Source organism: Streptomyces sp. NPDC101165 (assembly GCF_044768135.1).
Lineage (GTDB): Bacteria > Actinomycetota > Actinomycetes > Streptomycetales > Streptomycetaceae > Streptomyces.
Genome location: NZ_JBIWPG010000022.1, coordinates 148,229 through 174,110 on the forward strand (window position 1 = coordinate 148,229; position 25,882 = coordinate 174,110).

Genomic DNA, 25,882 nt, shown 5'->3' on the forward strand with positions numbered 1-25,882 from the left:
CGTGAATCCGCTGTCGTGGGGTTACACGCTGTGCTGGTCACAGGGCCCGTCGGCGGGGACGTCGAAAGGCCCCCGGAACGGCTGTTCCGGGGGCCCGACTCGGACGGGGCGTCAGGCCTTTGTGACGTCCTCGACCTGGTCCTCGGGTTCGCGGCCGGGCGTTCTGAGGTCGAACTTCGTGATGGCGAACCGGAAGATGACGTAGTAGACGGCCGCGAAGCACAGGCCGATCGGGATGATCAGCCACGGTTTGGTGGCCAGGTTCCAGTTGATGATGTAGTCGATGAGACCGGCCGAGAAGCTGAAGCCGTCGTGCACCCCGAGCCCCCAGGTCACCGCCATCGACACCCCCGTGAGCACCGCGTGGACCACGTACAGCAGGGGCGCGATGAACATGAACGAGTACTCGATCGGTTCGGTGATGCCGGTCACGAACGAGGTCAGCGCCACCGAGAGCATCAGACCGCCCACCTCCTTGCGGCGGTTCGGCCGCGCGCAGTGGGTCATCGCCAGCGCGGCCGCCGGCAGCGCGAACATCATGATCGGGAAGAAGCCCGAGGTGAACTGGCCCGCGTTCGGGTCGCCCGCCAGGAACATGTTGATGTCGCCGTGCACGACCCTGCCGTCGGGCGTCGTGTAACTGCCGAACTGGAACCAGATGGGCACGTTCAGGAACTGGTGCAGGCCGATGACGAGCAGCCCCCGGTTCGCGACGCCGAAGACGCCCGCACCCCACGACCCCGCGTTCCGCAGCCAGTGACTGAAGCTCTCCAGGGCGTCGCCGATCGGCGGCCAGACCCACAGGCACACCGCCGCGAAGAAGATGGCGACGAACGACATGATGATCGGGACCAGGCGGCGGCCGTTGAAGAAGCCCAGCCAGTCCACCAGTTTGGTGCGGTGGAAGCGGGCCCAGAAGAACGCGGTCAGCAGGCCCAGGACGATGCCGCCGAAGACACCCGGGTTCTGGAACGTGAAGGTGGTCACCGTCCCTGCCTCGACCTGGCAGCCGACGTCCGGGATCGTCTTCGAGCCGGCCGGGCACTGTTCCGGGAACTGGTGCAGCACGCCGTAGTAGACGAGGAAGCCCGCCACCGCCGCGAGCGCCGTCGAGCCGTCCGACTTGCGGGCCATGCCGATCGCGACGCCCACGCAGAACAGCAGCGGAAGGCCGATCGAGCCGTCGAGCAGCGCGCCGCCCGCGCCCTTCATCACCTTCGAGACGTTCGTCCAGCCCAGGCCGTAGGCCCCGAACACGTCCGGCTGCCCCAGCCGGTTGAGGATGCCCGCCGCCGGCAGCACCGCGATCGGCAGTTGGAGACTGCGGCCCATCTTCTGCAGGCCCTGAAAGAGGGTGTTCCAGCGGACGCGCGCGGGGCTGACCGTGCTGTCGGCGCTCATGGACGTCCTCCCGGACCGCTCGACTCGGACGCGGTTTGGCGACCGTACCGCCTGTGGTGTAGACCAGTTGACGGACGGTTCCGCTGTCGTGATCGCCATCATTCGGCACGCACGGCATGACCGCTCGCAAAGATGGGCCAACTGTGGGTTACTGCGACAAAGCGGTTCGGATCAGGGAGAAGGAACATGGCCAGCAAGGCTGAGAAGATCGTCGCCGGCCTCGGCGGAATCGACAACATCGAGGAGATCGAGGGCTGCATCACCCGGCTGCGCACCGAGGTCACGGACCCCTCGCTGGTCGACGAGGCCGCCCTGAAGGCCGCCGGCGCCCACGGCGTCGTCAAGATGGGCACCGCCATCCAGGTCGTCATCGGCACCGACGCCGACCCGATCGCCGCGGAGATCGAAGACATGATGTGAGACCCCGTTCGAGCCGGGGTCACCTGTAAGGGGCTCTTCCCACCGCGGGAGGAGCCCCTTCCGTCACTCCGGATAGGCTCGTGGCCATGTCTCGAATCGACGGCCGCACCCCCGAACAGCTCCGCCCGGTCACCATCGAACGCGGCTGGAGCAAGCACGCCGAGGGCTCCGTCCTCGTCTCCTTCGGCGACACCAAGGTCTTCTGCACCGCCTCGGTCACCGAAGGCGTCCCGCGCTGGCGCAAGGGCAGCGGCGAGGGCTGGGTCACCGCGGAGTACGCCATGCTGCCCCGCGCCACCAACACCCGCGGCGACCGAGAGTCCGTCAAGGGCAAGATCGGCGGCCGTACCCACGAGATCTCCCGGCTCATCGGCCGCTCCCTGCGCGCCGTCATCGACTACAAGGCGCTCGGCGAGAACACCATCGTCCTCGACTGCGACGTCCTCCAGGCCGACGGCGGCACGCGCACGGCGGCCATCACCGGCGCGTACGTCGCCCTCGCCGACGCGATCTCCTGGGCCCAGGGCAGGAAGCTCATCAGGGCCGGCCGGCAGCCGCTGACCGGCACGGTGTCAGCGGTCTCGGTCGGCATCGTCGGCGGCGTTCCCCTCCTCGACCTCTGCTACGAGGAGGACGTGCGCGCCGAGACCGACATGAACGTCGTCTGCACCGGCGACGGCCGCTTCGTCGAGGTCCAGGGCACCGCCGAGGCCGAGCCCTTCGCCCGCGAGGAACTCAACGCCCTGCTCGACCTCGCCGTCACCGGCTGCACCGAACTCACCGCGATCCAGAAGGCCGCGCTGGCCGCCACGCTCGAAAAGTAAAGGACGCACCAACACTCGGGGGTGCGGACGGGCAACCCCCGCCCGCTCCCCGACGTCCGTATGGGTACGGGCGCACGACCACCACAGTGCGCCCGGCCAGCCGTACCAGGGGAGGGAACACCACCATGGCCGCCAGCCGACGCCGAGGCCGTCTCACCGCCGTCGCCGCCGTCATAGCGACCGCCGCGCTCACCGCCGGCCTCACCACCGGCTGCGACGCCGTGAACAAGGCCCTGGACTGCGTGCAGACCGCCGACTCCATCGCCGACAGCGTCACCGACCTCCAGCAGGCCGTGGAGAACGCCTCGAACGACCCGACGCAGCTCGACCAGTCCCTCGCCTCGATCGACAAGAACCTCGAAAAGATCGGCGACAAGACCGACAACGCCGACGTCAACAAGGCGGTCGACAACCTGAACAAGGCCGTGGACAACGTCCGTACGGCCATCAAGAACGGCGACAACACGCCGGACGTCAGCCCGGTGACGGACGCGGCGGGCGAACTGACGAAGGTCTGCACGTCGTAGGCGCCTTCTCAGCCGACCGAGTCGGGATGGGGGTCCCCCGCGCGAGCGCAGCCGAGCGTGGGGGAGGGTGGGCAAGGACCGGGTCCGGGGCGGAGCCCCAGGGACCTCAGCCCCCACCCACCGGGCGTCTTACTCCCCGAGCCTGCGCCGCTCCCTGCGATCCAGCCGCTCCTGACGCCGCTGCTCCTTCAGCCGCTGCCGCTCCGCCCGGGTCACCTTGCGCTCCACGCCGACCCCGCCCCAGAAGGCGAAGCCGCCGATGACCACCCGCGGCGCGCCCGGCTCGGCCCGCTCGTCGCCCCTCGGGTGCTCGAAGCCGCCCATGATGCCGACCCCGCGCACGACGACCTCGACGCCCGGCGGCACGGTCACCTGCATCCCGCCCATGATCGCCACACAGTTGATGTGGACCTCGCGGTCCGCGAAGTCCGCCTCCCGCAGATCGATCTCGCCGCCGCCCCAGAAGGCGAAGGCGGTGAACTTCTTCGGCACCGTCCAGCGGCCCTTGCGCTGGAAGCCGGACAGGACGGCGACCGCCCCCGTGGACGACCCCTCACCCCCGACGACCTGGCCCGCCCAACTCCCGCTCTCCACCGGCTCCTTGGTGAAGGAGACCGGAGCGGGCGCCACGGCCCCGCCGGTCGGCAGGTCACGGGTGATCGGCGTCAGCTCGGTGTACGTACGCGCCTTGTACGTCGCCTCCAGCCGCTCCTCGAACTCCTCCATGTCCAGCCGCCCCTCGGCGAGGGCGTCCCGCAGGACCTCGGCGACCCGCTCACGGTCGGCGTCGGAGGCACGGAGTTCCGGCACTGCGTCGTCGGTCATGGCAGAAGCCTACGAGAAGATGCCCGCGAAGAGATGCCCAAGAGATGCCCACGACAAGACACCTACGAGACCGCCTTCTCGGCGTACATCTTCGCGATGACGGCCTCGATGTCCGGCTCCCGCACCGACAGGTCCACCAGCGGATACTCGGCCGCGACGGCCGCCACCAGCGGCGCCGCCGACTGCCCCGCAGGGAACGCCAGCCACTGCCGCGGCCCCTCCACCCGCACCACCCGGCACGACGGCACCTCGATCGGCGGCAGCTCCCGCTCCAGGTCCACCACCAGCGTCCGCTCGCCCTCCCCGGCCTCGTGCAGCCCCGCGAGCGGACCGTCGTACATCAGCCGCCCGTGGTCGATCACCATCACCCGCGAGCACACCTGCTCGATGTCCTGCAGATCGTGCGTCGTCAGCAGCACCGTCGTCCCGCGCTCGGCGTTCAACTCCCGCAGGAAACCCCGCACCTTCGCCTTCGACACCACATCCAGGCCGATCGTCGGCTCGTCCAGGTACAGCACCTCCGGATCGTGCAGCAGGGCCGCCGCGATGTCCCCGCGCATCCGCTGGCCCAGCGACAGCTGCCGCACCGGCACGTCCAACAGGGCCTCCAGCTGCAGCAGTTCCACGCAGCGGTCCAGGTTCTCCCGGTAACGGACGTCCGGGATGCGGTACATGCGGTGCGCCAGCCGGTAGGAGTCGATCAGCGGCAGGTCCCACCACAGCGTCGTCCGCTGCCCGAACACCACCCCTATCCGGTGCGCCAGCCGCGTGCGCTCCCGCGAGGGATCGATCCCCGCCACCCGCAGCCGGCCCGCGCTCGGCATCAGGATGCCGGTCAGCATCTTGATCGTCGTCGACTTCCCGGCACCGTTCGGGCCGATGTAGCCGACCATCTCACCGCGCGCCACGGTGAAGGAGATCGAGTCCACCGCCCGCACCTCGCGCCGCTCCCGCTTCAGGAACCCCGTCTTCCGGCGCACCTCGAAGACCTTCTCGACCCCGTCCACCTCGATGAACGCGTCCACCGCTAACTCCCTGTACTCCGATACGACCGAAGGCCCACCCGCCACACCAGCCCCGCCGCCGCGCAGCACACCACCGCCACCAGCGGCGGCGCGAAGGCCGCCCACTCCGGCACGCCGTCCAGCGGATAGGGCTGCCCCAGCACGTAGGCCGCCGGCACCCAGTTGACGAAGGCCAGCGGGAGCATGAACGTCACCCCGCGCACCAACTCCTTGCCGAACACGGTCGGCGGGTACTGCAACAGCGTCTGACCGCCGTACGTGAACGCGTTCTGCACCTCGGACGCGTCCTGCGCCACGAACTGGAACGCCGCCCCCGCCACGAACACCGCCGCGAAGATCACCCCGCCGCAGACCAGCATCCCCGGCACCATCAGCACCTTGACCGGCGTCCAGCCGATGTCCGACGCGACCAGCGCGTAGCCCAGCACCAGCGACCCCTGCATGATCCGGCTGATCCGGCGCAGCGCGAACCGGTCGGCCGCGACCTGCGCCAGCACCGGCGCGGGCCGCACCAGCAGGGTGTCGAGCGTGCCGTCGCGCACCCGGGTGCCCAGCCGGCCCGCCGAGCCGATCGCCAGGTCCGCGAACCCGAACGAGGTCGCCGACAGCCCGTACAGGAACGCGACCTCGGGCAGCGACCAGCCGCCGAGCACGTCGACCCGGGAGAACATCAGCAGGATCGAGACGAAGTCGAGACCGGTCACCAGCAGACCGCCGACCACGGTCATCGCGAAGGACACCCGGTAGGTCAGCGTGGAGCGGATCCACATCCCCGAGATCAGCCGGTAGGCGCGCACCCCCTCGGCCAGGGCGTTGTACTCAGCCACCCTGCACCACCACCCGTCGCGCCGCCGCCGTCTGCACCAGCCGCCCGGCCGCCAGCAGCACCACCGCCCACGCAGCCTGGAAGACGAAGGCGGGCAGCGGGTCCGCCTCGCCCATCAGCACGTCCGCGGGCACCTGGAGCTGCGCCGCCCACGGCAGCACCCGTACGACCTCACCGAGCGTCCCCGGAAAGGCGTTCAGCGGCAGGGCCATCCCCGAACAGAAGATCCCCGTGACCATCAGCGTCTGCAGCGCCCCCGTGCCGTCCAGCAGCCAGAACCCGGTCAGCGCCACCAGGTAGCGGATCCCGAAGCTGACGATCATCGCGAGCGCGACGGACACCAGGAACGCCAGCCACCGGCCCGGATCGTCCGGGAGTGCCGTCGGGAAGACGAGCGCCCCGAAGGCGAACGGAATCACTCCACGCCCGAGCAGCTGGAACAGCGCCCGCCCCAAATCGTTCGCGAGCCACCACACTTGGAGATCCGCCGGCCGGTACAGATCGATCGCCACCTCACCCGTACGGATGCGTTCCATGAACTCGGTCTCGAAGCCGCCCCCCTGAATCGCCAAAGTCGCGTACAGCGCCTGGCCCAGCCACACGAAGGTGACCGCCTGCGCCTGGTCATAGCCTCCGAGGTGCGGTTTCTCGTCCCACAGCGCCAGATAGGTGTAGACGAGAATCAGTCCGAAGACCGTGTTGGTGAACACCCCTGCCGCAGTGGCCGCCCGATACGTCGCGTACCGTCTGAATCCCCCCGCCGCGACGGCCACGTACAACCGTCCCGCGCCCACGCCAGTCGACCTCCCTGGACCGCTCGACACCGAAGCGCAGGAGCCTAGTCCGGAGGCCCGGCGACCGGCCACGCATTTTCCGCCCCGGAAGCGTGCCGGAATCCGGGAACGGAACGCCAGGTGCGAGAGTCTTCAAACTGGGGGCGCAGAAGGCGTACGAGGCGTACGGGAAACGTACGACGCGAAACAGGAGTCCGTGCACGAGATGAGCGACGAGCCGCAGCCGCAGCAGCACACCAAGGGCGGGGCACCAGAAGAACCGCTGCCGGCTGAAGGGCCCGCAGAGCCGGGGTCCACCGCCCGGAGCCGCGAGGAGCGGACTCCGAATACGCCCGACAGCGACACCCCCGCCGAGAAGGGCGGGTCCGGGGACCGGAAGGGTGGGGACGGGGCGCGGGCCGATCAGCGCGCGGACCGGGAGCAGGGCAGCCCGGGGGAGAACCGTCCGGGTTCGGCCGCCGGGTCGGCCCAGGGACAGGCGGGCAGGTCGGACCGGACGTCCGGGGGCGAGTCGCTTCCGGACGTCGGTGCTGGTGCCGGTGCCGACCAGGCCGCGCGGGCTCGTCGCGCTGCTCAGGCGAGCCGTGCGGGGAGGACGGAAGGCCGGGGAATCCAAGTGGGCACGGGGGCGGAGGAAGCCCAGAAGCCCGAGAAGCCCCGGTCGTCCGCGGAGCCGCAGGGTTCTGCCGAGTCCCGTCGGCCCGAGAGGCCTTCGGCGTCCGACAGGGCGCAGGCGTCCGGTAAGGCCAAGGGTTCCGCCGATCCGCGTCCCTTCGACAAGCCCCAGGGAGCCCAGGCGTCCGTGGGCTCCCGGCTCCCCGGGCAGTCGCAGGGCTCGGCGAAGTCCGGCGAGTCCCAGAAGCAGTCCGACCCGGCCACGACGTCCCAGCGCGCCGGAGTGCCCCAGCAGTCCGGGCCGGCCCAGGCGGGCGACAGGCCTCAGAAGTCCGAGCAGCCCAACGCGGCGGAGAGCACTCAGGTTCTCCGGCGTATCAAGGCACCCCGGGCCTCCCAGGAGGGGAACCAGGCGGCCGCCACCTCCCAGGCCTCCGGCGAGGCTCCGGCTCCCGCCGAGACCACGCAGGTCCTCCGCCGGGTCAAGGCTCCCGGCGGCGAGTCGACCCAGCAGAGCCAGTCGGCCGAGTCGGCCCAGCCGCGCCGGCCGAGCCAGCCGAACCAGGCAGGCCGGCCGAACCGGCCGAGCCAGTCGAACCGGCCCGGCAAGGGGAGCGCCGCCGCTACGGCCGCCTCCGCGAGCGGTGCCGCCATGGCCGCCGCGGCCTCCGCCGCCGCTGCCCCGAAGTCCCCCGCCGGCGCGGCAGGCGCTGCCGCCGCGGCCGGAGCCGCAGCCGCGTCCGGCGCTGCATCTGCCGGCGGCGCCGCAGCCGCCGCCCGCGCCACCTCCACCACCCGGACCCCCGACGAGCTCCCCACCCCCCTCCCGGACAGCGGCGGTCCCGGCGGCCCCGGCGGCGGCAAGGGCAAGAAGCCCAAGCGGCCCAAGCGGACCGGCTGGCGGCGGATCATCCCCACCTGGCGGATGGTGCTCAGCACCTTCGTGATCGGCGTCCTGCTGCTCATCGGCCTCTTCTTCCTCGGCTACTCGCTCGTGAAGATCCCGCCCGCCAACGCCCTCGCCACCAAGCAGAGCAACGTCTACCTCTACGCCGACGGCTCCCAGCTCGCCCGCGACGGCACGATCAACCGCGAGAACGTCAACCTCGCCCAGGTCTCCAAGGACGCCCAGCACGCCGTCCTGGCCGCCGAGGACCGCGACTTCTACACCGAGTCCGCCGTCGACCCCAAGGCCATGCTCCGCGCCGCCTGGAACACCGCCACCGGCAAGGGCAGGCAGTCCGGCTCGACGATCACCCAGCAGTACGTGAAGAACTACTACCTGGCCCAGGAACAGACGGTCACCCGTAAGGCCAAGGAGTTCTTCATCTCGATGAAGCTGGACCGCAACAAGTCCAAGGCCGAGATCCTCGAGGGCTACCTCAACACCAGTTACTTCGGCCGCAACGCCTACGGCATCCAGGCCGCCGCCCAGGCCTACTACGGCGTGGACGCCGCCGACCTCGACCCGGCCCGCGCCGCCTACCTCGCCGCGCTCGTCAACGCACCGAGCGAGTACGACGTCGTGGCCCACCCCGAGAACAAGTCCGCCGCCCTCGCCCGCTGGAACTACGTCCTGGACGGCATGGTCACGAAGGGCTGGCTCAGCGAGACCAAGCGCGCCGGCATGAAGTTCCCCATGCCGAAGGAACAGACCATCTCCACCGGCCTCTCCGGCCAGCGCGGCTACCTCGTCGAGGCGGTCAAGCACTACCTGACCACCAACAACATCATCGACCCCGACAAGCTGGCCCTCGGCGGCTACCGCATCACCACCACCATCCAGAAGGACAAGCAGGACGCCTTCGTCAAGGCCGTCGACGACCAGCTGATGTCCAAGCTGAACAAGAAGAACAAGGTCGACAACGCCGTCCGCGCCGGCGGCGCCTCCGTCGACCCCAAGACCGGCAAGGTCGTCGCCATGTACGGCGGCGTCGACTACGTGAAGCAGTACACCAACGGCGCCACCCGCGGTGACTTCCAGGTCGGCTCCACCTTCAAGCCGTTCGTGTTCACCTCCGCGGTCCAGAACGGCTCGACCACCCAGGACGGCCAGACCATCACCCCGAACACCTACTACGACGGCACCAACAAGCGGCCCGTCCAGGGCTGGAGCGGCGGCCCCTACGCCCCCGAGAACGAGGACTCCAAGTCCTACGGCGACATCACCGTCCGCAAGGCCACCGACCTGTCGGTGAACTCCGTGTACGCGCAGATGGCCGTCGACGTCGGCCCGTCCAAGGTCAAGCAGACCGCCGTGGCCCTCGGCGTCCCCGCCGACACCAAGGACCTCCAGCCCTACCCGTCCATCGCCCTCGGCACCGCCACCGCCAGCGTCCTGGACATGGCGGAGTCGTACGCGACCCTCGCCAACCACGGCAAGCACGGCACGTACACGATGGTCGAGAAGATCACCAACGCCGGCACCGACGAGATCAAGCTCCCCGACGAGCCCGTCAAGCAGGCCGTCAGCCGCGAGGCCGCCGACACCACCACCTCCGTCCTGCAGAGCGTGGTCCAGTCCGGCACCGCCACCGCCGCCCAGGCCGCCGGCCGCCCCGCCGCCGGCAAGACCGGCACCGCCGAGGAGGACACCGCAGCCTGGTTCGCGGGCTACACCCCCGACCTCGCCACCGTCGTCTCCGTCATGGGCCAGGACCCGGTCACCGCGGCCCACAAGCCGCTGTACGGCGCGATGGGTCTGCCGCGCATCAACGGCGGCGGCGCACCCACCCAGATCTGGGCCCAGTTCACCAAGGACGCCCTCAAGGGCAAGCCGGCCACCGACTTCGACCTCCAGCTGCAGCAGGGCGCCGACGTCCAGGCACCCGGCACGCAGGCCCCGACCGACGGCACCACCACCACCGGCGGCCAGGACACCGGCGGCGCCACCACCACCGGCGGCCAGGACAACGGCGGCCCGACCGGGACCCCGACCACCGGCACCACCACCGGCGGCCAGGACACGGCCGGCCAGGACACCGGCGGCACCCCCGGCGGCGGCACCACCACGGACGGCGGCGGTACGACCACCACCGGCGGCGACACCACCGGCGGCGACACGGCCGGCGGCACCACGGCCGGGGGCACGACCACCGGCGGAGGCACCCCCGGCGGCGGCACGACGACCACGGGCGGAGGAACCCCCGGTGGCACCACAGGCACCACCGGCGACGCCGGAGGCCAACCTTAGGAAGGGTCAGTGACCGCTGGTCGCCTTCAGCCCCACGACGGCGACCAGCAGCAGACAGACGAAGAAGATCCGGGCGGCGGTGACCGGCTCACCCAGCACCACCATGCCGAGCACCGCCGCCCCGGCCGCCCCGATCCCCACCCACACCCCGTAGGCGGTACCGATCGGCAGCGACCTGGCGGCGTACGACAGCAGCACCATGCTGGCCACGATCCCGGCACCGGTGAGCACACTGGGCACGACCCGCGTGAACCCGTCGGTGTACTTCATCCCGATCGACCAGCCGACCTCGAGCAGACCGGCCACGACAAGCAGCACCCAGGCCACGACAACACACCTCCGAGACGAACGGACGACTCTCTGCGGTGCGTCGTCTTTGCCTGCATCCCGGTACGGCGCGTCTCGTCGGGCTCCTTCGAACATAGCAAAGGAACGACAAAGGGGCTGGTGACAACGGTCACCAGCCCCTTCTCGGCTTCTGATCAGAGGTACAGGCCGGTGGAGTCCTCGCCGCCCTCGAACCGGTCGGCGGCCACCGCGTGCAGATCACGCTCCCGCATGAGCACGTACGCCACGCCCCGCACCTCGACCTCGGCCCGGTCCTCCGGATCGAACAGAACCCGGTCACCCGGCTCCACGGTCCGTACGTTCTGCCCCACCGCGACGACCTCGGCCCAGGCCAGCCGCCGCCCGACCGCCGCGGTCGCGGGAATCAGGATGCCGCCACCCGACCGCCGCTCGCCCTCACCGGCGTCCTGCCGCACGAGAACCCGGTCGTGCAGCATCCGGATGGGCAGCTTGTCGTGCTGAGGGTTGCTGTTTCTGTTGGCGCTCACGCCTCGAACCTACCTGCCTCGGACGGACTCGTACGACCCCGGGTGGTCAGCGCTTACGCCGCCGCGACCCCACCGCGAGCAGCCCCACGACCCCGACGACGACCAGCGCGACCGGCACGACCCGCTCCAGCCGCGCCGCGCCCTCCTCGTCCACGAACTGCGCCCGCACCTCACTCACCACCCGGTTGACCTGGACGTAGGCCCGCCCGACCGTGTGATCGATATTGGCGACGACCTTGGCCCTGGCGTCCGCGACGATCGTCTGCGGATGCACCCGCACCCCGATCTCGTCGAGCGTCTCGGCCAGCACGTCGCGACGGCGCTTGATGTCCGCCTCGATCTGCGCCGGGGTTCTGGTGTCCGACGTGTCCGCCACCGTACGGCCTCCGAAGTCTCCTGATACTGTCCCGGACAGTCTGTCAGCTCCAGCCGCCACCGCGCCGCAACGCCCCCCGTTACGCTGGACCGATGAGCGAGCGACTCCAGCCCGGTGACGTGGCCCCCGCCTTCACCCTGCCCGACGCCGACGGCAACGAGGTGTCCCTGTCGGACCACAAGGGCCGCAAGGTCATCGTCTACTTCTACCCCGCGGCCCTGACTCCCGGCTGCACCAAGCAGGCCTGCGACTTCACGGACAACCTCGAGGTCCTGGCCTCCGCCGGCTACGACGTCATCGGCGTCTCCCCCGACAAGCCGGAGAAGCTGGCCAAGTTCCGCGAGAAGGAGTCCCTGAAGGTCACGCTGGTCGCCGACCCCGACAAGAAGGTCCTGGAGGCGTACGGCGCCTTCGGCGAGAAGAAGCTCTACGGCAAGACCGTCGTCGGCGTCATCCGCTCCACCGTGATCGTCGACGAGGAGGGCAAGGTCGAACGAGCCCTCTACAACGTCAAGGCGACCGGCCACGTAGCCAAGATCATCAAGGACCTGGCGATCTGAGCCCCAGCCGGCACACTTCTGCCGCCCAACGGCCCGCCCCGGGATACCCCGGCGTGGGCCGTTCTCATTCCGCGCGTGACTGTCCGATAAACGGTTCGTTACTCCGTACGAGGTCACGAACGTGCGAACGCAAGGGGAGGGGCGTGTGAGTATGCGGCAGGTATCGAACCCGCCACAGGGAGTCACGCATGAGCACGGCGCGGTAGAGCGGGATCTACCGGATCCGTACAGCAGGGAACGACTCGCGTCGATCATCCCTGAAGCCCGTAACTGGACAGACCTGATGCGACGGCTCGGCCTCAAGGCGAGCGGGGGGCAGCGGCGAGTGCTTCAGGACAAAGTCGCCGGACACGGACTGGACACGAGCCACTTCGTGAAGCGCAGCCCTTGGCGCAAGTACTCGGATGCCGCCATCGCTGAGGCTGCCGCCTCGTCGTCGTCGCTGCGCGAAGTAGCTCTGAAGCTAGGTGCCACCCCGGCAACCGGAACTCTGTCCCACATTCGACGTCGCATCGATGCGGCGGGCATCGACGTCAGCCACTTTCCCGGTATGGATCGCGCCGAGTTGGACCTGCCCTTCACAACCGAGGAGCTGAAGGAAGCTGCGGCGTCAGCGACCGGCGTGCGCGGCGTGGCCCGCGCGCTGGGTGTACCGGACGACAGCCGCTCACGCGCGACGCTGGGTCGAATGCTTCACGCTCGGGGTATCGACGTGGGGCACTTCTCTCACCGGCGTGTACCGATTCCCGAGGACAGGATCCGAGAACTTGTACGAGATTCCATGAGTTACGCCGACGTGATGCGTGGCCTCGGCCTGGAGGTGAACGACACCAATCATCGGCGCGTTCGGCGTGCGGCAGCCCGCCTCGACCTCGACACAAGCCACTTCAAGCGCCGAAGTTGGGGGCGACCGGAGCGCCCGGCACCCGCACCCACCGCCCACCGAGTACTGATTGTCCTACCCGACCATGCAGGGCGGGCCAACAGGACTCAGCTCCACCGAGCCCTGGCCGAGATCGGAGTGCCGTACGCGTGTGAAAGTTGCGGCAACACTGGCGAATGGCTGGGGCAGTCGATCACCTTGCAGATCGACCACGTCAACGGAGACTGGCGCGACAATCGTCGCGAGAACCTGCGGTACCTGTGTCCCAACTGCCATGCTCTGACGGAGACGTGGTGTCGCCAGAAGGGGAGGGCGCCTCTCGCGGGGTGACCTGTTCCCCCGTACACTGAACGTCTTCGGTCAGGCAGGATGACCGTTTTTGAGCGGCCGTGATGGAATTTGGCAGTCATGCTGGGTTTAGGTCCCAGTGGGTTAACACCCGTGTGGGTTCGAGTCCCACCGGCCGCACGCTGAGAGGGGCCACCCATCTGGGTGGCCCCTCTCCCTTGTCTCAGCCCAACAACTCCCGCACAACCGGCACCAACGCCCGGAACGCCTTCCCCCGATGGCTGATCGCGTTCTTCTCCTCCGGGCTCAGCTCGGCGCAAGTCCGAGTCTCGCCTTCAGGCTGCAGGATCGGGTCGTAGCCGAAGCCGTTCGTCCCCGACGGAGCATGCCGCAGTACACCCCGCAGCTGGCCCTCGACGACCCGCTCCGTGCCGTCCGGCAGGGCCAGTGCCGCCGCGCAGGCGAAGTGGGCGCCCCGGTGTTCCTCCGCGATGTCCGCGAGCTGAGCGAGCAGCAGGTCCAGGTTGGCCTTGTCGTTGCCGTGGCTGCCTGCCCAGCGGGCGGAGAAGATGCCGGGGGCGCCGTTCAGGACGTCGACGCAGAGGCCGGAGTCGTCGGCGACGGCGGGGAGGCCGGTGGCCCGGGCCAGGGCGTGGGCCTTGAGGAGGGCGTTCTCGGCGAAGGTGACGCCGGTTTCCTTGACGTCGGGGATGTCGGGGTAGGCGTCCGCGCCGACGAGTTCGTGGGGGAGTCCGGCTTCGGCGAGGATGGCCCTCAGCTCGGTGATCTTTCCGGCGTTGCGGGTGGCGAGGATCAGGCGGGTCATGGGGGTCAGTATTCCTGGGTGGCCGGGGTTCGGGGGGCGGGGGTCAGGCTCCGAGGCTGCGGGAGATCACGTAGATCAGCAGGCCCGCGAGTGAGCCGACCACGGTGCCGTTGATCCGGATGAACTGCAGGTCGCGGCCGATGTGGGCCTCGATCTTGCGGGTGGTGTGTTCGGCGTCCCAGCCGGCCACGGTGTCGGTGATCAGGGAGGTGATCTCCTTGCGGTAGGTCGTGACGATGTGCACGGCCACGCCCTCGACCCAGCTGTCGACCTTCTCCTGGACCTTGGGTTCGGCGGCCATCCGGGAGCCCAGGGAGAGCAGGGCGGCCCGTACCCGCAGTCGCAGCTCGCTGCGTTCGTCCTCGGCCGCGGCGACGATCATGGAGCGGACGGCCGTCCAGGCGGAGGCGATCAGGTCCTGTACCTCGCCGCGGCCCAGCACCTCGCCCTTGAGCCGCTCGACCCGGGCGCGGGTGTCCGTGTCGGACTGGAGGTCGGAGGCGAAGTCGGTGAGGAAGCGGTCGAGGGCGCCGCGTGCGGGGTGGGAGGGCATGTCGCGCATCTCGGTGGCGAAGCGCAGCAGCTCCTTGTAGACGCGTTCGCCGACCTTCCGGTCCACGAATCGCGGGGTCCAGCCGGGTGCGCCGCCTTCGACGGCGACCATCACGTCGTCCCGGTGGATGACGAGCCAGTCGTGGGCGCGGGCGACCACGAGGTCGACCACCCGTTTGTGGCCGCCGTCGGCGACGATCTTCTCCAGCATCTTGCCGATGCCGGGTGCGATCTCCTGGGCGTCGGCGCGCCGGGTGATGGCTTCTCCGACGACCGCCTGTACGTCGGAGTCGCGCAGCACGGTGAGGGCGCCTCTGACGGCGGTGGCCAGTTCCGCGGTGACTCGGTCGGCGTGGGCGGGCTCGGCGAGCCAGGCGCCGAGCCGGCTGCCGATGCCGACGGCGCGCAGTCGCTGTCGTACGACGTCCTCGGAGAGGAAGTTCTCGCCGACGAACTCGCCGAGGGAGACGCCGAGCTGGTCCTTCTTGGTCGGGATGATCGCGGTGTGTGGGATGGGCAGTCCGAGCGGGTGCCGGAAGAGGGCGGTGACCGCGAACCAGTCGGCCAGGGCGCCGACCATGCCGGCTTCGGCGGCGGCGGCCACGTAGCCCGCCCAGGGGCCGGCGCCCTCGTGCGAGGCCCAGGTGGCCAGCACGTAGACGACCGCGACGAACAGCAGTAGTCCGGCCGCCGTCAGCTTCATGCGCCGTACCCCGCGCCGGCGCTCCTCGTCGGCCGGGGTGAAGGCGGTCATGGTCCGGTACGACGTGGTCCGGCTCGGTGTTTCCGTCTCCGTGTGTTCCATCAGCTCCACCCGTTCGGTGATCCCGCACACAATTGTCCCTTCCTGACCGACTCCCGGAACGGAACAGGAGTTCCCGGCGTCTGTCTGGAAGGGGGTTTTGGGCAGGGCCCTGTCAGCTCTCCCGGGTCCATGGGCGATCATGGGCTCTTCGGACCGGAGCCTCGGGCTCCCATTTCCCGGGGGAGAACAACAGCAGCGTGGCCAAGCGTCGTGGTTATGCCGTTCTCAGCGCGCTCGTCGCGCTGGTCGTGGTCGTGTGCGCCGCCATCTACGTCAGCGTGGCGGCCGACGACGGCACCTCTCGCGGCACTTTCGCGGGCGGCCGTCCGCACCACGACTCGTCCGTCGCTCCCGCCTCGACCGGTACCTGGGTCGGTGCCTGGTCCACGGCGCCCATGGGCGGTGAGCCGGGCACGGAGGCGGAGGGTCTGGCCGGCCGCTCGGTGCGGAACGTGGTGCATGCGAGCACCGGAGGGACGAGCGCCCGGATCACGCTGTCCAACCTGTACGGCCAGTCCCCGCTGACCATCTCGCACGCCTCCCTCGCCCTCTCGGCGGGTGACGGTACCGCCGCGGCCGACGCGGAAACGATGCGGCGCCTCACTTTCAACGGCGGCACCGGCGTCGTCATACCGGCCGGCGGCCAGGTGCTCAGCGACGCCGTGCGCCTGGCCATCCCGCACGGCACGGACGTCCTGGTCACCACGTACTCGCCCACTCCGTCCGGCCCGGTGACGTACCATCCGCACGCGCGGCAGCTGTCGTACGTCGCCCAGGGCGACCGCACGGAGGACGCGACCGGTACCCCGTACACCGAACAGACCCCGTACTGGCGTTATCTGACGGCTCTCGACGTCCTGAGCAACGAGGCCACCGGCACGGTGGTCGTGTTCGGCGACTCCATCACCGACGGCATAACCTCCACCGTCGGCGCCAACCACCGTTGGACCGACGTCCTCTCCGGCCGCTTGCGCGCGGCCGTCGAGAGCGGCGACGCGCTGCCTCGCTACGGCATCGTCAACGAGGGCATCAGCGGCAACCAGGTCCTCGCGGACGGCCTCGGCCTCCCCCAAGCTCTCGAACAAACTCGAGCAGGGGGGACCCCCATCGCCGAGAACGAGAGCGGCCTAGGCCGTTTCGGCCGGGACGCGCTCTCCCGGACCAACGTCAAGGTCGTCGTCATCGACCTCGGCATCAACGACATCCTGCGCAACCCGGAGCTCGCCGACCCGAACCGGATCGCCGACGGCCTGCGCACCCTGGTCCGCCAGGCCCACGCCCGCGGCCTGAAGGTGGTCGGCGCCACGCTCATGCCGTTCAAGGGCCACCAAGGCTGGACCCCGGCCCGGGAGGCGGTGCGTCAGCAGGTCAACGCGCAGATCCGGGCGGGCCGGGTGTACGACGCCGTCGTCGACTTCGACAAGTCCCTCAGGGACCCCTACGACCCGCGCCGCCTGCGCCACGAGTACGACTCCGGGGACCATCTGCACCCCAGCGACCTGGGCTTCGGCAGGATGGGCGAGGTCTTCGACCTGAACGCGCTCAAGGGCGCGGGGCAGGCGGAGCTGTAGGAACCGGGACTGCCGTCACTGTTCCGCTCAGGCTCCGGTCGTCGACCCCGGCCGCACGATCATCAGGATCGTCACGGCCGCCCACAGCAGGTTGAACACCCCTGTGAACATGGCCAGTCGTACGGTCTTCTCGCGCGTCCCCTCGCCCTCCACGAGCGCGGTCTGGGCGGGCAGCACCAGAGCGGCGAGCACGAGGGCGGCCAGCGCCGTGAGTCCGATGGACACGATCAGCCAGGCGCTGCCGAGCACGCCCATGTTGCTGGCGGTGGCGAACCCGAAGACCGGGACGACGACACCGGCGACGGCGTAGACCTTGCAGATCCGGTGCAGCAGCTGCACCGTCTCCGCGGCCCGGGTGTCGTCCGGGGCGGCCAGGGCCCGGCGGGCGGCGGGCGGGAACATGCTGGCGGCGACGGTGACGGGCCCGATGGCGACGATCGCGGCGAGGACGTGGACGGCGAGGAGGAACTTGGTCACGGGGGGAGGCTAGGCGGGCGGCGGATCACGGGAAAAGTGGCGGGATTGCCACCCGGCGACGGATTCTCGCCAGTTCTCTGTTCACGGGTATCAGGGGAGACGGGCCTGCCCGGCCAGGTTGGCGGCAATCCGTCGTGCGGCTAGTTTCCTGCCATGCACACCGTGGCCGTCCTGGCGCTGGACCAGGTGATCCCGTTCGACCTGTCCGTCCCGATCGACACCTTCGGCTGGGCCCGGCTGCCGGACGGGCGGCCCGCCTACCGGGTGCGGGTCTGCTCCCCGGCGGGGGAGGTGAGCGCGGGCGCGGGGGTCTTCACGGTGCGGGCGCCATACGGCCTGGAGGCGCTGGCGGAGGCGGACACGATCATGCTGCCGGGCGTCGCCGACCCGACCGTGCCGCTGCCGCCGGGGGTCGCGCAGGCGGTGTGCGCGGCGGCGGCGAACGGGACACGCGTCGCATCGATCTGCGTGGGCGCGTTCGTGTTCGCGGCGACGGGGCTGCTGGACGGGTGGCGGGCGACGACGCACTGGCGGGCGGCCGGGGACCTCGCCGCGATGTACCCGAAGATCACCGTCGACCCGAACGTCCTCTACGTCGACAACGGCCAGTTCCTCACCTCGGCGGGCGCGGCCGCGGCGATGGACATGTGCCTGCACATGATCCGCAGGGACCACGGCTCGGCGGTCGCCGCGCATGCGGCTCGGTCGGCCGTGATGCCGCTGGAACGGGAGGGCGGCCAGGCCCAGTTCATCGTCCACGACCTGCCTCCGGCCCCGGCCGGCGCGACCCTGGAGCCGCTCCTGGCCTGGCTGGAGGACAACTGCGACCGCGACCTCACCCTGGACGAGATCGCGGTACAGGCCCGCATGAGCAGCCGTACCCTCAACCGCCGCTTCCGCGAGCAGACCGGTACGACACCGCTGCAGTGGCTGCACCGGGCGCGGGTGCGGCGGGCGCAGTACCTGCTGGAGACGACGCCGTACCCGGTGGAACGGATCGCGGCCCAGGCGGGCTTCGGGTCGCCGACGGCCTTCCGGGAACGGTTCCGCCGGGTGGTGGGTACGAGTCCGCAGGCTTACCGGCGGTCGTTCCGGTCGGCGAACGGGGTGGGGTGACCCGGCTCCGGCGGTCCGGCGAACGGGGTGGGCTGATTCGGATCCGGGCCGACTCGGCCCCGGCGGCCGGCGAACGACGTGGGGATGTTTCAGCCCCGGCGGTCGGCGACGGCCCAGGAGGCCAGAGCCACGGCGCCCGCGACGCCGAACACCGACGGCCAGGCGCCGACCTTCTTCGCCAGCGGGTGGGATCCGGCGAACGCGGCGACGTACGCGGCGGTCAGCGCACCGGCGGCCCTACCGCCCGCCTGCTGCCGCCACTGCTGCGCGGCGGCGGCACCGGCGACGGCCAGGACGGCCCCGCCGAGCTGTCGCTTCTTGGTCCAGCGGGCGACGCCGTACCCACCGACGAGCCCGGTCGCGGCGATCACCGAGCTGGGAACCTTCGCCATGTCTGCCTCCCTTTGTCTGTGCCCTGAGGCTAACGCCGGGGTCGGCGGACGTGCTGAACCTGCGTCGAGGCTTGTCAAGTTTCGGCCTGCTACTCGACGGGCGAGTCCGGCGGCGGGAGACGGTACGTACGCTCGCGGTCGACGGTCTCGACGCCGTCGAGGCGTGCCAGTTCCGGGATCCGGTCCGCGGCGATGGTGCCCGACAGCGTCCCGAGGACCGGCTGCTCGCCGGTGACGGTCAGCCCGGTCCGCCGCAGCGCCTCCACCACGTCGGCGAACCGGCCGGGGTCGACGGAGAGAATGACCCCGACCGGTTCCGCACCCGGTGACGGGCTGTTCACGGGGCCTGGAGCAGACCCGCGCCGACCTCGTCGGCGCCCTGCGACAGCGGAGACGCCCCGGACAGCAGCAGGTTTCTCAGGTCGGCCGCCGAGGCCTCGGGGTGTGCCTGGGCGATGAGGGCGAGGGTGCCGGCGACATGGGGTGTGGCCATGCTGGTGCCGGACTTCAGGCCGAGCCCGCCGTTCGGGACGGCCGAGAGGACGTCCACGCCGGGCCCGGCGATGTTGATCTCGCCGCCCTGGCCGTTGAGGGCTCCGCAGGAGAACCAGGCGGTCGCCAGCGCCCGGTCGACTGCCGCCACGGCGATGATGGACGGGCAGTTGGCGGGACTGTCGACGGCCTCGACGTCACCCGGCCGCTGGCTCTCGTTGCCGGCCGCAGCGACCAGCAGGACGCCCGCGTCGAGGGCACGCTGAGCCACGTTCTCGTAGGTCTGCGAGAAGAGTTCACCTCGCGCGACCGGGGAACCGAACGACATGGAGATCACTCGCGCCCCGTGCGAGACCGCCCAGGCGATGCCCGCCAGGATCTGGCCGTCGGTGCCTCTGCCGGCGTTGTTGAGCACCTTGCCCGCGAGCACCCGGGCCTCGTTGGCGACGCCGTAGCGGGGCCCCTGCGCGGGCCTGGCCGGACCGGCCACGGTCCCGATGCAGTGCGTGCCGTGCCCCTTCCCGTCCTCCACGGTCTGACCCTCCACGAAGGAGGCGGTCTCTTCCAGACACCCGGTCAGATCCGGATGGTCGGTGTCCACACCCGTGTCCAGAACGGCGACCTTCACACCCCGCCCGGTCTGCCCGGACAGGTTCGCGCGGATGGCCTGGATGCCCCACGTCGTGGTCGTCTCGTCCCACGCCGGGCCCATCTGCGCGGCCATCTGGGACTGCGTGAACCGCTGCAGCGCGCGCTCGTCGCTGCGGTAGGCCGGGAAGAACCCCGTCACCGCCTGCCGGGCCTCGGTGATCACCGTGGCGTACACGACCCGCTCCGGTTCGGCCGCGATGATGGTGGGCTCGGCCTCGGCCGTGGTGACCAGCGCGTGCCGCTGATCCGGCTGCGCGTCGACCACGGCGACGGCGAGCTCGTCGAACAGCACCGAGGCGTTGGGCCGGGCGAGCATCGCGACCGCGCTCTCGGGCTCGGCCCCTCTGACCCGCTCCACGGCCGCGACACCGGCGGCGGACCGCAGCGCGTTCATCCCGCGCTCCGGGTCCGCCCGGTCCAGCAGCACCACGTACCGTCCGGTGTACTCCGCGCCCCGCTGCAGCCCGGCACCCGCCCGCTCAGGGGGCTCACTGCCGGGGCGCATCCCGAAGTTGTTCGCCATTGCCTTCTCCGCTCCCGCGCCCATGCGCTGTCACTGTGCATGTTCAGAACGCGGACATGCGCCGACGCCCGGCCAGGCTCAACTCAACGATTCAACAATCGGGCGGGTCTGCCGAGTACGAACGCGATGCCCCTCGCCCCCCGGTGCCATCGGCACCGTCAACACCCCTCATCCACCGTCACCCCGCCGGTGGTGCACCGCAACTCGGGCCACGGGACGGAGGCATGATGACCCCGGGGGGAGCCGAGGGAGATGAGCTCCTGATGTCGGCGAGCTCCTGACATCGGCGAGCTCCCGGTGAAGTCAGTCCCACTGCTCGGCCGCGAGGGAGCTGACCGGCTGCGGCTTGCCGATGACCGCCAGGGCGATGAAGAAGTTGATCTGGCCGATCGCGATGGTGAGGGTGGCCAGCGCCTTCTTGTCGTAGTGCTTCGCGACCTCGGCGTACAGCTCGTCGGAGACGCGCTCCTGGCCGTGCGGGGCGGGCTGGAGGGTGGCATCCACCAAGGCGAGGGCGGCACGCTCGGCGTCGGTGAAGTACGGGGCGTCCATCCAGGAGGACACGGCCGTGATGCGCTCCTCGGACTCCCCGGCCTTGCGCAGGAAGCCGGTGTTCAGGACCGTCAGGTAGGTGTTGCCGACGATCTGACCGGCGCGCAGGTGGACGAGGCTCATCGTGGCGCGCGGCACCGAGCGGTTGCCCGTGGCCCGGAAGAGGGCGGCGCTGATGTCGTTCAGCTCGGGGACGAACTCGGCCGGGTTGGGCATACGGGAGATCGAGTTGTTCGTCATGGCTGCTCTCCTTGGTGAGGGCCTGTTCGGCGTCTTCACAGCACTGACGGACGGGCGCACGGAGATGTGACAGGAATCGGGGAGAGATTTTTCCGGCGTGCTCCGGGCCGGCTTCTGCCCTGGTGACAGCCTTGCTCCTGCCTCAACTTCGGCCGCACAAGCAGCCGTTGACGCCCGGCGCCGCATGGTGTGGCGACGGAGGCAGCAGAAGGGCGGCACGAGATTCGCTCACGCGTACGGCAGCGACACGGCACCCTCAGCGCGGCCTCGTTGGGCCCGACGGGTGCTCCGGGCCCTTCATCGTCGAGGCGCATGACCGCATGACGGGCGTGGCTTTCGAGCCGTGGAAGGATCGGTGCCATGGGTGGCACCGAGAAGCGCTGGGTGTACCGGGTCGACGAGCCGCACGGTTCGGAGGGCTGGCGCCCCTATGGCGGCCACCCCGGGCGACGGCGGGGGACCGTCACCACCGACGACCCGGCCCATGGCGCGAAGTACGTCGCCGCGCTCGTCGTCACCGACCTGGTGACCGAGTGGGATGTGCGCGGCATCGGGGAGAGGCATGTGCGCGTGATCGTCTGGGAGGACGAGGAGGGCGTCGGCCCCGAGGACGCGGTCTTCACCGTGGAGATCCAGCCCGACATCGACGCAGGATGACCGGCTGGTCGCATACGGTGCGTCCGGGGGCACTCCGGGTACAAAAACAGTCCCCGGTAGTGCTGCGCGTGTCCTGAAGCTTCAGTCGTCACTGTCGCCTCGGTATCGCGCCGGCTTGCCGGGGGCCTGAACCACATCCTGTCCAAGTCGCTCCGTCGATTAGGCGTCCTCATCGACTTTGTGGCTCTTTCGGTGTTGTGGTCTAGTAATGGCTTAGTGTGCGATATGCCACGAGTCAATAGATATTAGGTAAAATTTTCCGCATTTGGAGACGGAGGGGGCCACGAAGACGGAGGGAGCCACGAAGAGGACGGGCCGTCGGCCATGCGGCGCGCGGCCCAGCATGAGCGCGGCGGACACACGGTCGCGGGCTGCGACATCCACCTGGGCTGCCCGAAGGGGCTGTGCGAGGCGACGAGGGCGTTCCTGTCCACCACCTGAACGCCCTTCCCCCCCGACAGGGCGCCTCTCAGACCCGCTCAAGCGCCCGATGCGGGCGATCAGGCAGCTCCACGGCGATGGGATCTCCGGGCCGCACCACGCCCCCGACCTTCACCACACCCATGACCCCGGACTTGTACACGACGCGCCCGTCCTCACCGCGCCCCACGACCTCCTTCAGGAGCCCCTTCTGAAAGGTGTCGATCTGAGCACAGGGATTACGCAGCCCGGTCACCTCGACGACGGCGTCGTCCCCGATCCGCAGCAACGCCCCGGTGGGCAGCCCCAGCAGATCGATCCCCCGGGTGGTGATGTTCTCCCCGAGCTCCCCGGCCGCCACCCGGAACCCGTTCCCCGCGACCTCCTCGAAGAGCTCCTCATGAATGAGGTGCACCTGGCGCAGGTTGGGCTGAGTCGGATCCTGGGCAACGCGGAACCGATGCTTGACGGTGACGCCGGCATGCACATCCCCCTCGACCCCGAGCCCGGCAAGCAGCGTGATGCTCTCCCGGTTCGGCTTGGTGAAGGAGTACTCCCCGTTACTGCTCACGGCAGTGACAGTCCCACCCATGTCGCAACCCCCGCTTCCGCTTGTCCGCTCTCGGCTCCAAGATCAGCCGAGAGCCTAACCCGCCCTGGATGCGTCGCTGACGGCGGTGGGGTGGGGGGCGGGTGCTCGCCCGACGACTGAATCCGCCGGCCGAGCACCCGAAGGTACGGCGACGCAGTACTCCTCGCCCTACCCCTCGCCCTACTTCTTGCTCTGCTTCTCGTACTACTTCTCGGCGCGGAGGGTGCCGAGAAGTCCGTTGTTCTCCTCGTTGATGCCCGCAGCGAACCAGACGCTGTTACGGCCGCCCGACTTGTCGGTGCCGCGCTGCAGCCCCCACAGCCCCTCGATCACGATCGGGTCCCCGTTGCGGTCCCGAAGGGTTCCCTCGAAGTGGCCGGTCCGCAGGTCGAAGGCGTTGATCCTGCCGTCTCCGAAGTTGCCGACGAGCAGGTCACCGGAGAACTTCCCGAACTTCTCGGGTGCTGTCTCCAGACCCCAGGGCGAGTTGAGCGGGCCGTGGCTCGCGAAGCGCTTGAGCAGCTTGCCCTCGGTACTGAACACGTCGATGAAGCCGTTGCCGGGACCGGGGACGTCGTCCTTCTTCTCCTCGTCCTGCTTGGCGTAGGTCACGAAGACCCTGTCGCCGATCAGCTTGACGTCGAACGGCGCGAAGCCGCTCTCGATGTCCGGGTCCTGGAATCGGCCGTCCGGCTGCAGAAGGTGGAACTTCGTGTCGAAGCTGTCGATGCGGGCGTCACGGAAGTTCGCGACGAGCAGGCGCGGCTCGTCGCACTTGCCGCCCTTCTTGCAGTCCTCCCCGCGCTTCTTGTCGCCCCCGTGGTCCTTCTTGCCCGGCACGAGCGCCAGGCCCTTGAAGACCGCGTTCTCGTCGTCACTGTTCTCGTGCGCCACCCGGACCGCGCTCGTCGGGTTCACGTTCTTGTTGAAGGCGAAGATGTCACCGTCCTCCCCCGCGAAGAGGTAGCGGGCGACCCCGGACTTCTTCGACTTGGGGTCCTTGAAGCGGAACGCGTCGGTGTCGTTGCGTACGACCCCGGTCGGGGCGCCGCCCTCGGGGATCGACACGACCTGGGAGAGGATGTTGACCGGCCGGTTGTCCTGGGCGCCCGAGTACGTCGTGGCCAGGTCCGAGCCGTTGTCCGAGACGAAGATGTTGCCGGCGGGCGTACGGACCAGACCCCAAGGGTTGACCAGGTTCGGATCGGTCTTCTCCGCCCTGCCCGGGATGTCGGACACCAGGTCGCGCTCCCGGAACCCGTGATCGGCCCTGCGCGGCGAGCCCGTGGCACCTGCCGGCGTCGCGGCGACGAGCGCGCCGAGCGTGCCGAGGGCGAGCGTGACCGTGGTCAGCCGCTGCAGGCTGGGGCGGGGTCTACGGGCGGGTGCCTGTGATGCCATGCGGATTACTCCTGTTCAAGGACGGGCAAACTGATAGCAGTAATCTCATGTGAGCGCATATGCATACATAAGCGACACGCAGGGCTCGTGATCGTTGGACGGAATTTGACGCTGCCGTCCACAGACGCCTGCGGCCGGCACCAGCGATGGGTCATGGCATCCTTCCGGGGGACCGTCCCTGACCCGGCAGGCGGTGACCCCTGTGAGCAACCACGACCACGACCTGGACCTGGACCTGGACCGGGCTTTGGCGGTCGCGACCGACCTGGCAGCCTGGGCGTCGGAGGCGATCCGCCGCCCGCGTGACGGCGGGGTGCGGGAGAAGGCGAGCCCGGCAGACATCGTCACGCAGACGGACGAGACCATCGAGGCCCACGTCCGCTCGGTCCTGCGGTCGGCCTTCCCGGCCCACGGCGTCGAGGGCGAGGAATACGGCACCGACAAGGCGGCAACCCCGAACACCCCCTACTGGGTCGTAGACCCGGTGGACGGCACGACGAACTACGCCCACGGCATCGGCTGGTGCTCCTTCTCCCTGGGCTTGGCGGCCGCCGACGGCACCCCGCTACTCGGCCTGGTGGCCGACCCTTGGCGTGGAGAGACCTTCACGGCGATCCGAGGTCGGGGCGCCCACTTGAACGGCACCCCGACCCGCGCAGCGCCCCACACCACCCTCACGGGCCACCTCTTCCTGACGGAATGGGCAGCCCATGCGCACTGGCCGAGGCTGGACGCTCTCCTTGCCGCGTTGTCGGCCCGCCACTGCACGGCACGGGTGATGGGCTCGACGGCACTGTCCCTGGTCCAGGTGGCCGCAGGTCGGGCCACCGTCGCAGCCATCGGCGAGTTCCATGCGGTGGACGGGCTTCCGGCGTACCTGATTGCTACGGAGGCGGGGGCGGTGGCACTTCCGGAGGTGCCTGTGTACGACGAGCCGTTGTTCCTGATGGCGCCTGGTGTGGTGGGGGAGATGTCGGAGCTGTGGCGGACGGTGACCCCTAGGAGGATCACGCCCGAGTAGACCTCACACCGTCTTGACGTACTAACACGGGCACGTCAGTTCAGGCTTCGAACGATTCGGAGAGCAGGTAACCACAGCAAGTGACAGGTACGAGGGCCGCTCGAGATAGTACTCCAGCAGCGCTTTGACGTTTTCCCTGTTCAGGGGTGGTTTGGGTGAGTGTAGTGGGCTGATTGACGGCTCGTGTTCTCTTTCCCGGGC

The 25,882-nt window shown here is 69.8% G+C and carries 27 protein-coding genes, 1 tRNA gene and 1 riboswitch; of the genes, 11 read left to right on the forward strand and 17 right to left on the reverse strand.

The window, feature by feature from the left end; genetic code table 11:
* Positions 1-111: 111 nt before the first annotated feature.
* A complete protein-coding gene (locus ACIRVH_RS37050; protein WP_403963003.1) occupies positions 112-1,401 on the reverse strand; it encodes a PTS transporter subunit EIIC in 1,290 nt (429 codons plus the stop codon).
* A 186-nt stretch (positions 1,402-1,587) separates the two neighbouring features.
* Here ACIRVH_RS37050 and ACIRVH_RS37055 point away from each other — a divergent pair, with 186 nt between their 5' ends.
* The 3 genes from ACIRVH_RS37055 (at position 1,588) to ACIRVH_RS37065 (ending at position 3,172) form a co-directional block, all read left to right on the forward strand.
* Positions 1,588-1,821, forward strand: coding sequence for a glucose PTS transporter subunit EIIB (locus ACIRVH_RS37055; protein WP_403963006.1), 234 nt, complete (start codon positions 1,588-1,590; stop codon positions 1,819-1,821).
* A gap of 86 nt (positions 1,822-1,907) precedes the next feature.
* Positions 1,908-2,645, forward strand: a complete 738-nt coding sequence (rph, locus tag ACIRVH_RS37060; protein WP_403963009.1) for a ribonuclease PH — start codon at positions 1,908-1,910, stop codon at positions 2,643-2,645.
* Positions 2,646-2,770: 125 nt separating this feature from the next.
* On the forward strand, positions 2,771-3,172 hold the full coding sequence (locus tag ACIRVH_RS37065) for a hypothetical protein (RefSeq protein WP_403963012.1): 402 nt from the start codon (positions 2,771-2,773) through the stop codon (positions 3,170-3,172).
* Positions 3,173-3,301: 129 nt separating this feature from the next.
* On the opposite strand, the gene ACIRVH_RS37070 is transcribed toward ACIRVH_RS37065, so the two are convergent.
* From ACIRVH_RS37070 to ACIRVH_RS37085, 4 genes are all read right to left on the reverse strand, one after another.
* The gene (locus tag ACIRVH_RS37070; RefSeq protein ID WP_403963015.1) at positions 3,302-3,997 is read right to left on the reverse strand and encodes a DUF1707 domain-containing protein; all 696 of its coding nucleotides are present in this window, start codon (positions 3,995-3,997) and stop codon (positions 3,302-3,304) included.
* A 62-nt stretch (positions 3,998-4,059) separates the two neighbouring features.
* Positions 4,060-5,067, reverse strand: coding sequence for an ATP-binding cassette domain-containing protein (locus tag ACIRVH_RS37075; protein ID WP_403963018.1), 1,008 nt, complete (start codon positions 5,065-5,067; stop codon positions 4,060-4,062).
* Complete coding sequence (locus ACIRVH_RS37080) at positions 5,025-5,792, reverse strand: ABC transporter permease (protein ID WP_403963077.1); 768 nt, start codon at positions 5,790-5,792, stop codon at positions 5,025-5,027. Before ACIRVH_RS37080 ends, ACIRVH_RS37075 begins: the two co-directional genes overlap by 43 nt.
* Before the next feature lie 49 nt (positions 5,793-5,841).
* Positions 5,842-6,642 (reverse strand): ABC transporter permease, encoded by an 801-nt coding sequence (locus tag ACIRVH_RS37085; protein WP_403963021.1) that lies wholly within the window; start codon positions 6,640-6,642, stop codon positions 5,842-5,844.
* Between the two features lie 1,267 nt (positions 6,643-7,909).
* Here ACIRVH_RS37085 and ACIRVH_RS37090 point away from each other — a divergent pair.
* Entirely contained in the window at positions 7,910-10,450 is a 2,541-nt protein-coding gene (locus ACIRVH_RS37090) for a transglycosylase domain-containing protein (RefSeq protein ID WP_403963080.1), read from the forward strand.
* 6 nt (positions 10,451-10,456) lie between these two features.
* Here the strand turns inward: ACIRVH_RS37090 and ACIRVH_RS37095 are convergent, their stop codons facing one another.
* The 3 genes from ACIRVH_RS37095 to ACIRVH_RS37105 all read right to left on the reverse strand — a co-directional run bounded on the left by ACIRVH_RS37095 (position 10,457) and on the right by ACIRVH_RS37105 (position 11,662).
* Complete coding sequence (locus tag ACIRVH_RS37095) at positions 10,457-10,777, reverse strand: multidrug efflux SMR transporter (RefSeq protein ID WP_336116338.1); 321 nt, start codon at positions 10,775-10,777, stop codon at positions 10,457-10,459.
* 37 nt (positions 10,778-10,814) lie between these two features.
* Positions 10,815-10,886, reverse strand: a riboswitch (guanidine-III (ykkC-III) riboswitch).
* A gap of 46 nt (positions 10,887-10,932) precedes the next feature.
* On the reverse strand, positions 10,933-11,235 hold the full coding sequence (locus ACIRVH_RS37100) for a GroES family chaperonin (RefSeq protein WP_385165896.1): 303 nt from the start codon (positions 11,233-11,235) through the stop codon (positions 10,933-10,935).
* A 97-nt stretch (positions 11,236-11,332) separates the two neighbouring features.
* Positions 11,333-11,662: a DUF3618 domain-containing protein gene (locus ACIRVH_RS37105; RefSeq protein WP_403963024.1), complete on the reverse strand. Its 330-nt coding sequence runs from the start codon at positions 11,660-11,662 to the stop codon at positions 11,333-11,335.
* 92 nt (positions 11,663-11,754) lie between these two features.
* On the opposite strand from ACIRVH_RS37105, the gene bcp reads away from it, so the two are divergent.
* The 3 genes from bcp to ACIRVH_RS37120 all read left to right on the forward strand — a co-directional run bounded on the left by bcp (position 11,755) and on the right by ACIRVH_RS37120 (position 13,573).
* Positions 11,755-12,222, forward strand: coding sequence for a thioredoxin-dependent thiol peroxidase (gene bcp, locus ACIRVH_RS37110; protein WP_403963027.1), 468 nt, complete (start codon positions 11,755-11,757; stop codon positions 12,220-12,222).
* 151 nt (positions 12,223-12,373) lie between these two features.
* The gene (locus ACIRVH_RS37115; protein WP_403963083.1) at positions 12,374-13,435 is read left to right on the forward strand and encodes an HNH endonuclease signature motif containing protein; all 1,062 of its coding nucleotides are present in this window, start codon (positions 12,374-12,376) and stop codon (positions 13,433-13,435) included.
* Between the two features lie 53 nt (positions 13,436-13,488).
* A tRNA-Leu gene (locus ACIRVH_RS37120) sits at positions 13,489-13,573 on the forward strand.
* A gap of 43 nt (positions 13,574-13,616) precedes the next feature.
* Here the strand turns inward: ACIRVH_RS37120 and rdgB are convergent.
* Positions 13,617-14,219, reverse strand: a complete 603-nt coding sequence (gene rdgB / locus ACIRVH_RS37125; RefSeq protein ID WP_403963031.1) for an RdgB/HAM1 family non-canonical purine NTP pyrophosphatase — start codon at positions 14,217-14,219, stop codon at positions 13,617-13,619.
* Between the two features lie 43 nt (positions 14,220-14,262).
* Positions 14,263-15,576 (reverse strand): DUF445 domain-containing protein, encoded by a 1,314-nt coding sequence (locus ACIRVH_RS37130; RefSeq protein WP_403963034.1) that lies wholly within the window; start codon positions 15,574-15,576, stop codon positions 14,263-14,265.
* Positions 15,577-15,773: 197 nt separating this feature from the next.
* Between ACIRVH_RS37130 and ACIRVH_RS37135 the strand changes: the two genes are divergently transcribed.
* The gene (locus ACIRVH_RS37135) at positions 15,774-17,147 is read left to right on the forward strand and encodes an SGNH/GDSL hydrolase family protein (RefSeq protein WP_403963037.1); all 1,374 of its coding nucleotides are present in this window, start codon (positions 15,774-15,776) and stop codon (positions 17,145-17,147) included.
* A gap of 27 nt (positions 17,148-17,174) precedes the next feature.
* Here the strand turns inward: ACIRVH_RS37135 and ACIRVH_RS37140 are convergent, their stop codons facing one another.
* Positions 17,175-17,624, reverse strand: coding sequence for a hypothetical protein (locus ACIRVH_RS37140; protein WP_403963040.1), 450 nt, complete (start codon positions 17,622-17,624; stop codon positions 17,175-17,177).
* Between the two features lie 153 nt (positions 17,625-17,777).
* Here ACIRVH_RS37140 and ACIRVH_RS37145 point away from each other — a divergent pair, with 153 nt between their 5' ends.
* Entirely contained in the window at positions 17,778-18,740 is a 963-nt protein-coding gene (locus ACIRVH_RS37145) for a GlxA family transcriptional regulator (protein WP_403963043.1), read from the forward strand.
* 89 nt (positions 18,741-18,829) lie between these two features.
* Here ACIRVH_RS37145 and ACIRVH_RS37150 read toward each other — a convergent pair whose 3' ends face one another.
* The 4 genes from ACIRVH_RS37150 to ACIRVH_RS37165 all read right to left on the reverse strand — a co-directional run bounded on the left by ACIRVH_RS37150 (position 18,830) and on the right by ACIRVH_RS37165 (position 21,590).
* A complete protein-coding gene (locus tag ACIRVH_RS37150; RefSeq protein WP_403963046.1) occupies positions 18,830-19,132 on the reverse strand; it encodes a hypothetical protein in 303 nt (100 codons plus the stop codon).
* Positions 19,133-19,221: 89 nt separating this feature from the next.
* Complete coding sequence (locus ACIRVH_RS37155) at positions 19,222-19,473, reverse strand: hypothetical protein (RefSeq protein WP_403963049.1); 252 nt, start codon at positions 19,471-19,473, stop codon at positions 19,222-19,224.
* Positions 19,470-20,822 (reverse strand): S8 family serine peptidase, encoded by a 1,353-nt coding sequence (locus ACIRVH_RS37160; protein WP_403963052.1) that lies wholly within the window; start codon positions 20,820-20,822, stop codon positions 19,470-19,472. The genes ACIRVH_RS37155 and ACIRVH_RS37160 overlap by 4 nt, the downstream gene beginning before the upstream one ends.
* Before the next feature lie 279 nt (positions 20,823-21,101).
* Complete coding sequence (locus ACIRVH_RS37165; protein WP_403963055.1) at positions 21,102-21,590, reverse strand: carboxymuconolactone decarboxylase family protein; 489 nt, start codon at positions 21,588-21,590, stop codon at positions 21,102-21,104.
* A gap of 360 nt (positions 21,591-21,950) precedes the next feature.
* On the opposite strand from ACIRVH_RS37165, the gene ACIRVH_RS37170 reads away from it, so the two are divergent.
* On the forward strand, positions 21,951-22,247 hold the full coding sequence (locus tag ACIRVH_RS37170) for a hypothetical protein (protein WP_403963058.1): 297 nt from the start codon (positions 21,951-21,953) through the stop codon (positions 22,245-22,247).
* Positions 22,248-22,716: 469 nt separating this feature from the next.
* On the opposite strand, the gene ACIRVH_RS37175 is transcribed toward ACIRVH_RS37170, so the two are convergent.
* Entirely contained in the window at positions 22,717-23,259 is a 543-nt protein-coding gene (locus tag ACIRVH_RS37175) for an MOSC domain-containing protein (protein WP_403963061.1), read from the reverse strand.
* A 204-nt stretch (positions 23,260-23,463) separates the two neighbouring features.
* The gene (locus tag ACIRVH_RS37180; RefSeq protein ID WP_403963064.1) at positions 23,464-24,660 is read right to left on the reverse strand and encodes a TIGR03118 family protein; all 1,197 of its coding nucleotides are present in this window, start codon (positions 24,658-24,660) and stop codon (positions 23,464-23,466) included.
* Positions 24,661-24,862: 202 nt separating this feature from the next.
* On the opposite strand from ACIRVH_RS37180, the gene ACIRVH_RS37185 reads away from it, so the two are divergent.
* Positions 24,863-25,681, forward strand: a complete 819-nt coding sequence (locus tag ACIRVH_RS37185; protein WP_403963066.1) for an inositol monophosphatase family protein — start codon at positions 24,863-24,865, stop codon at positions 25,679-25,681.
* Positions 25,682-25,882: the final 201 nt, after the last annotated feature.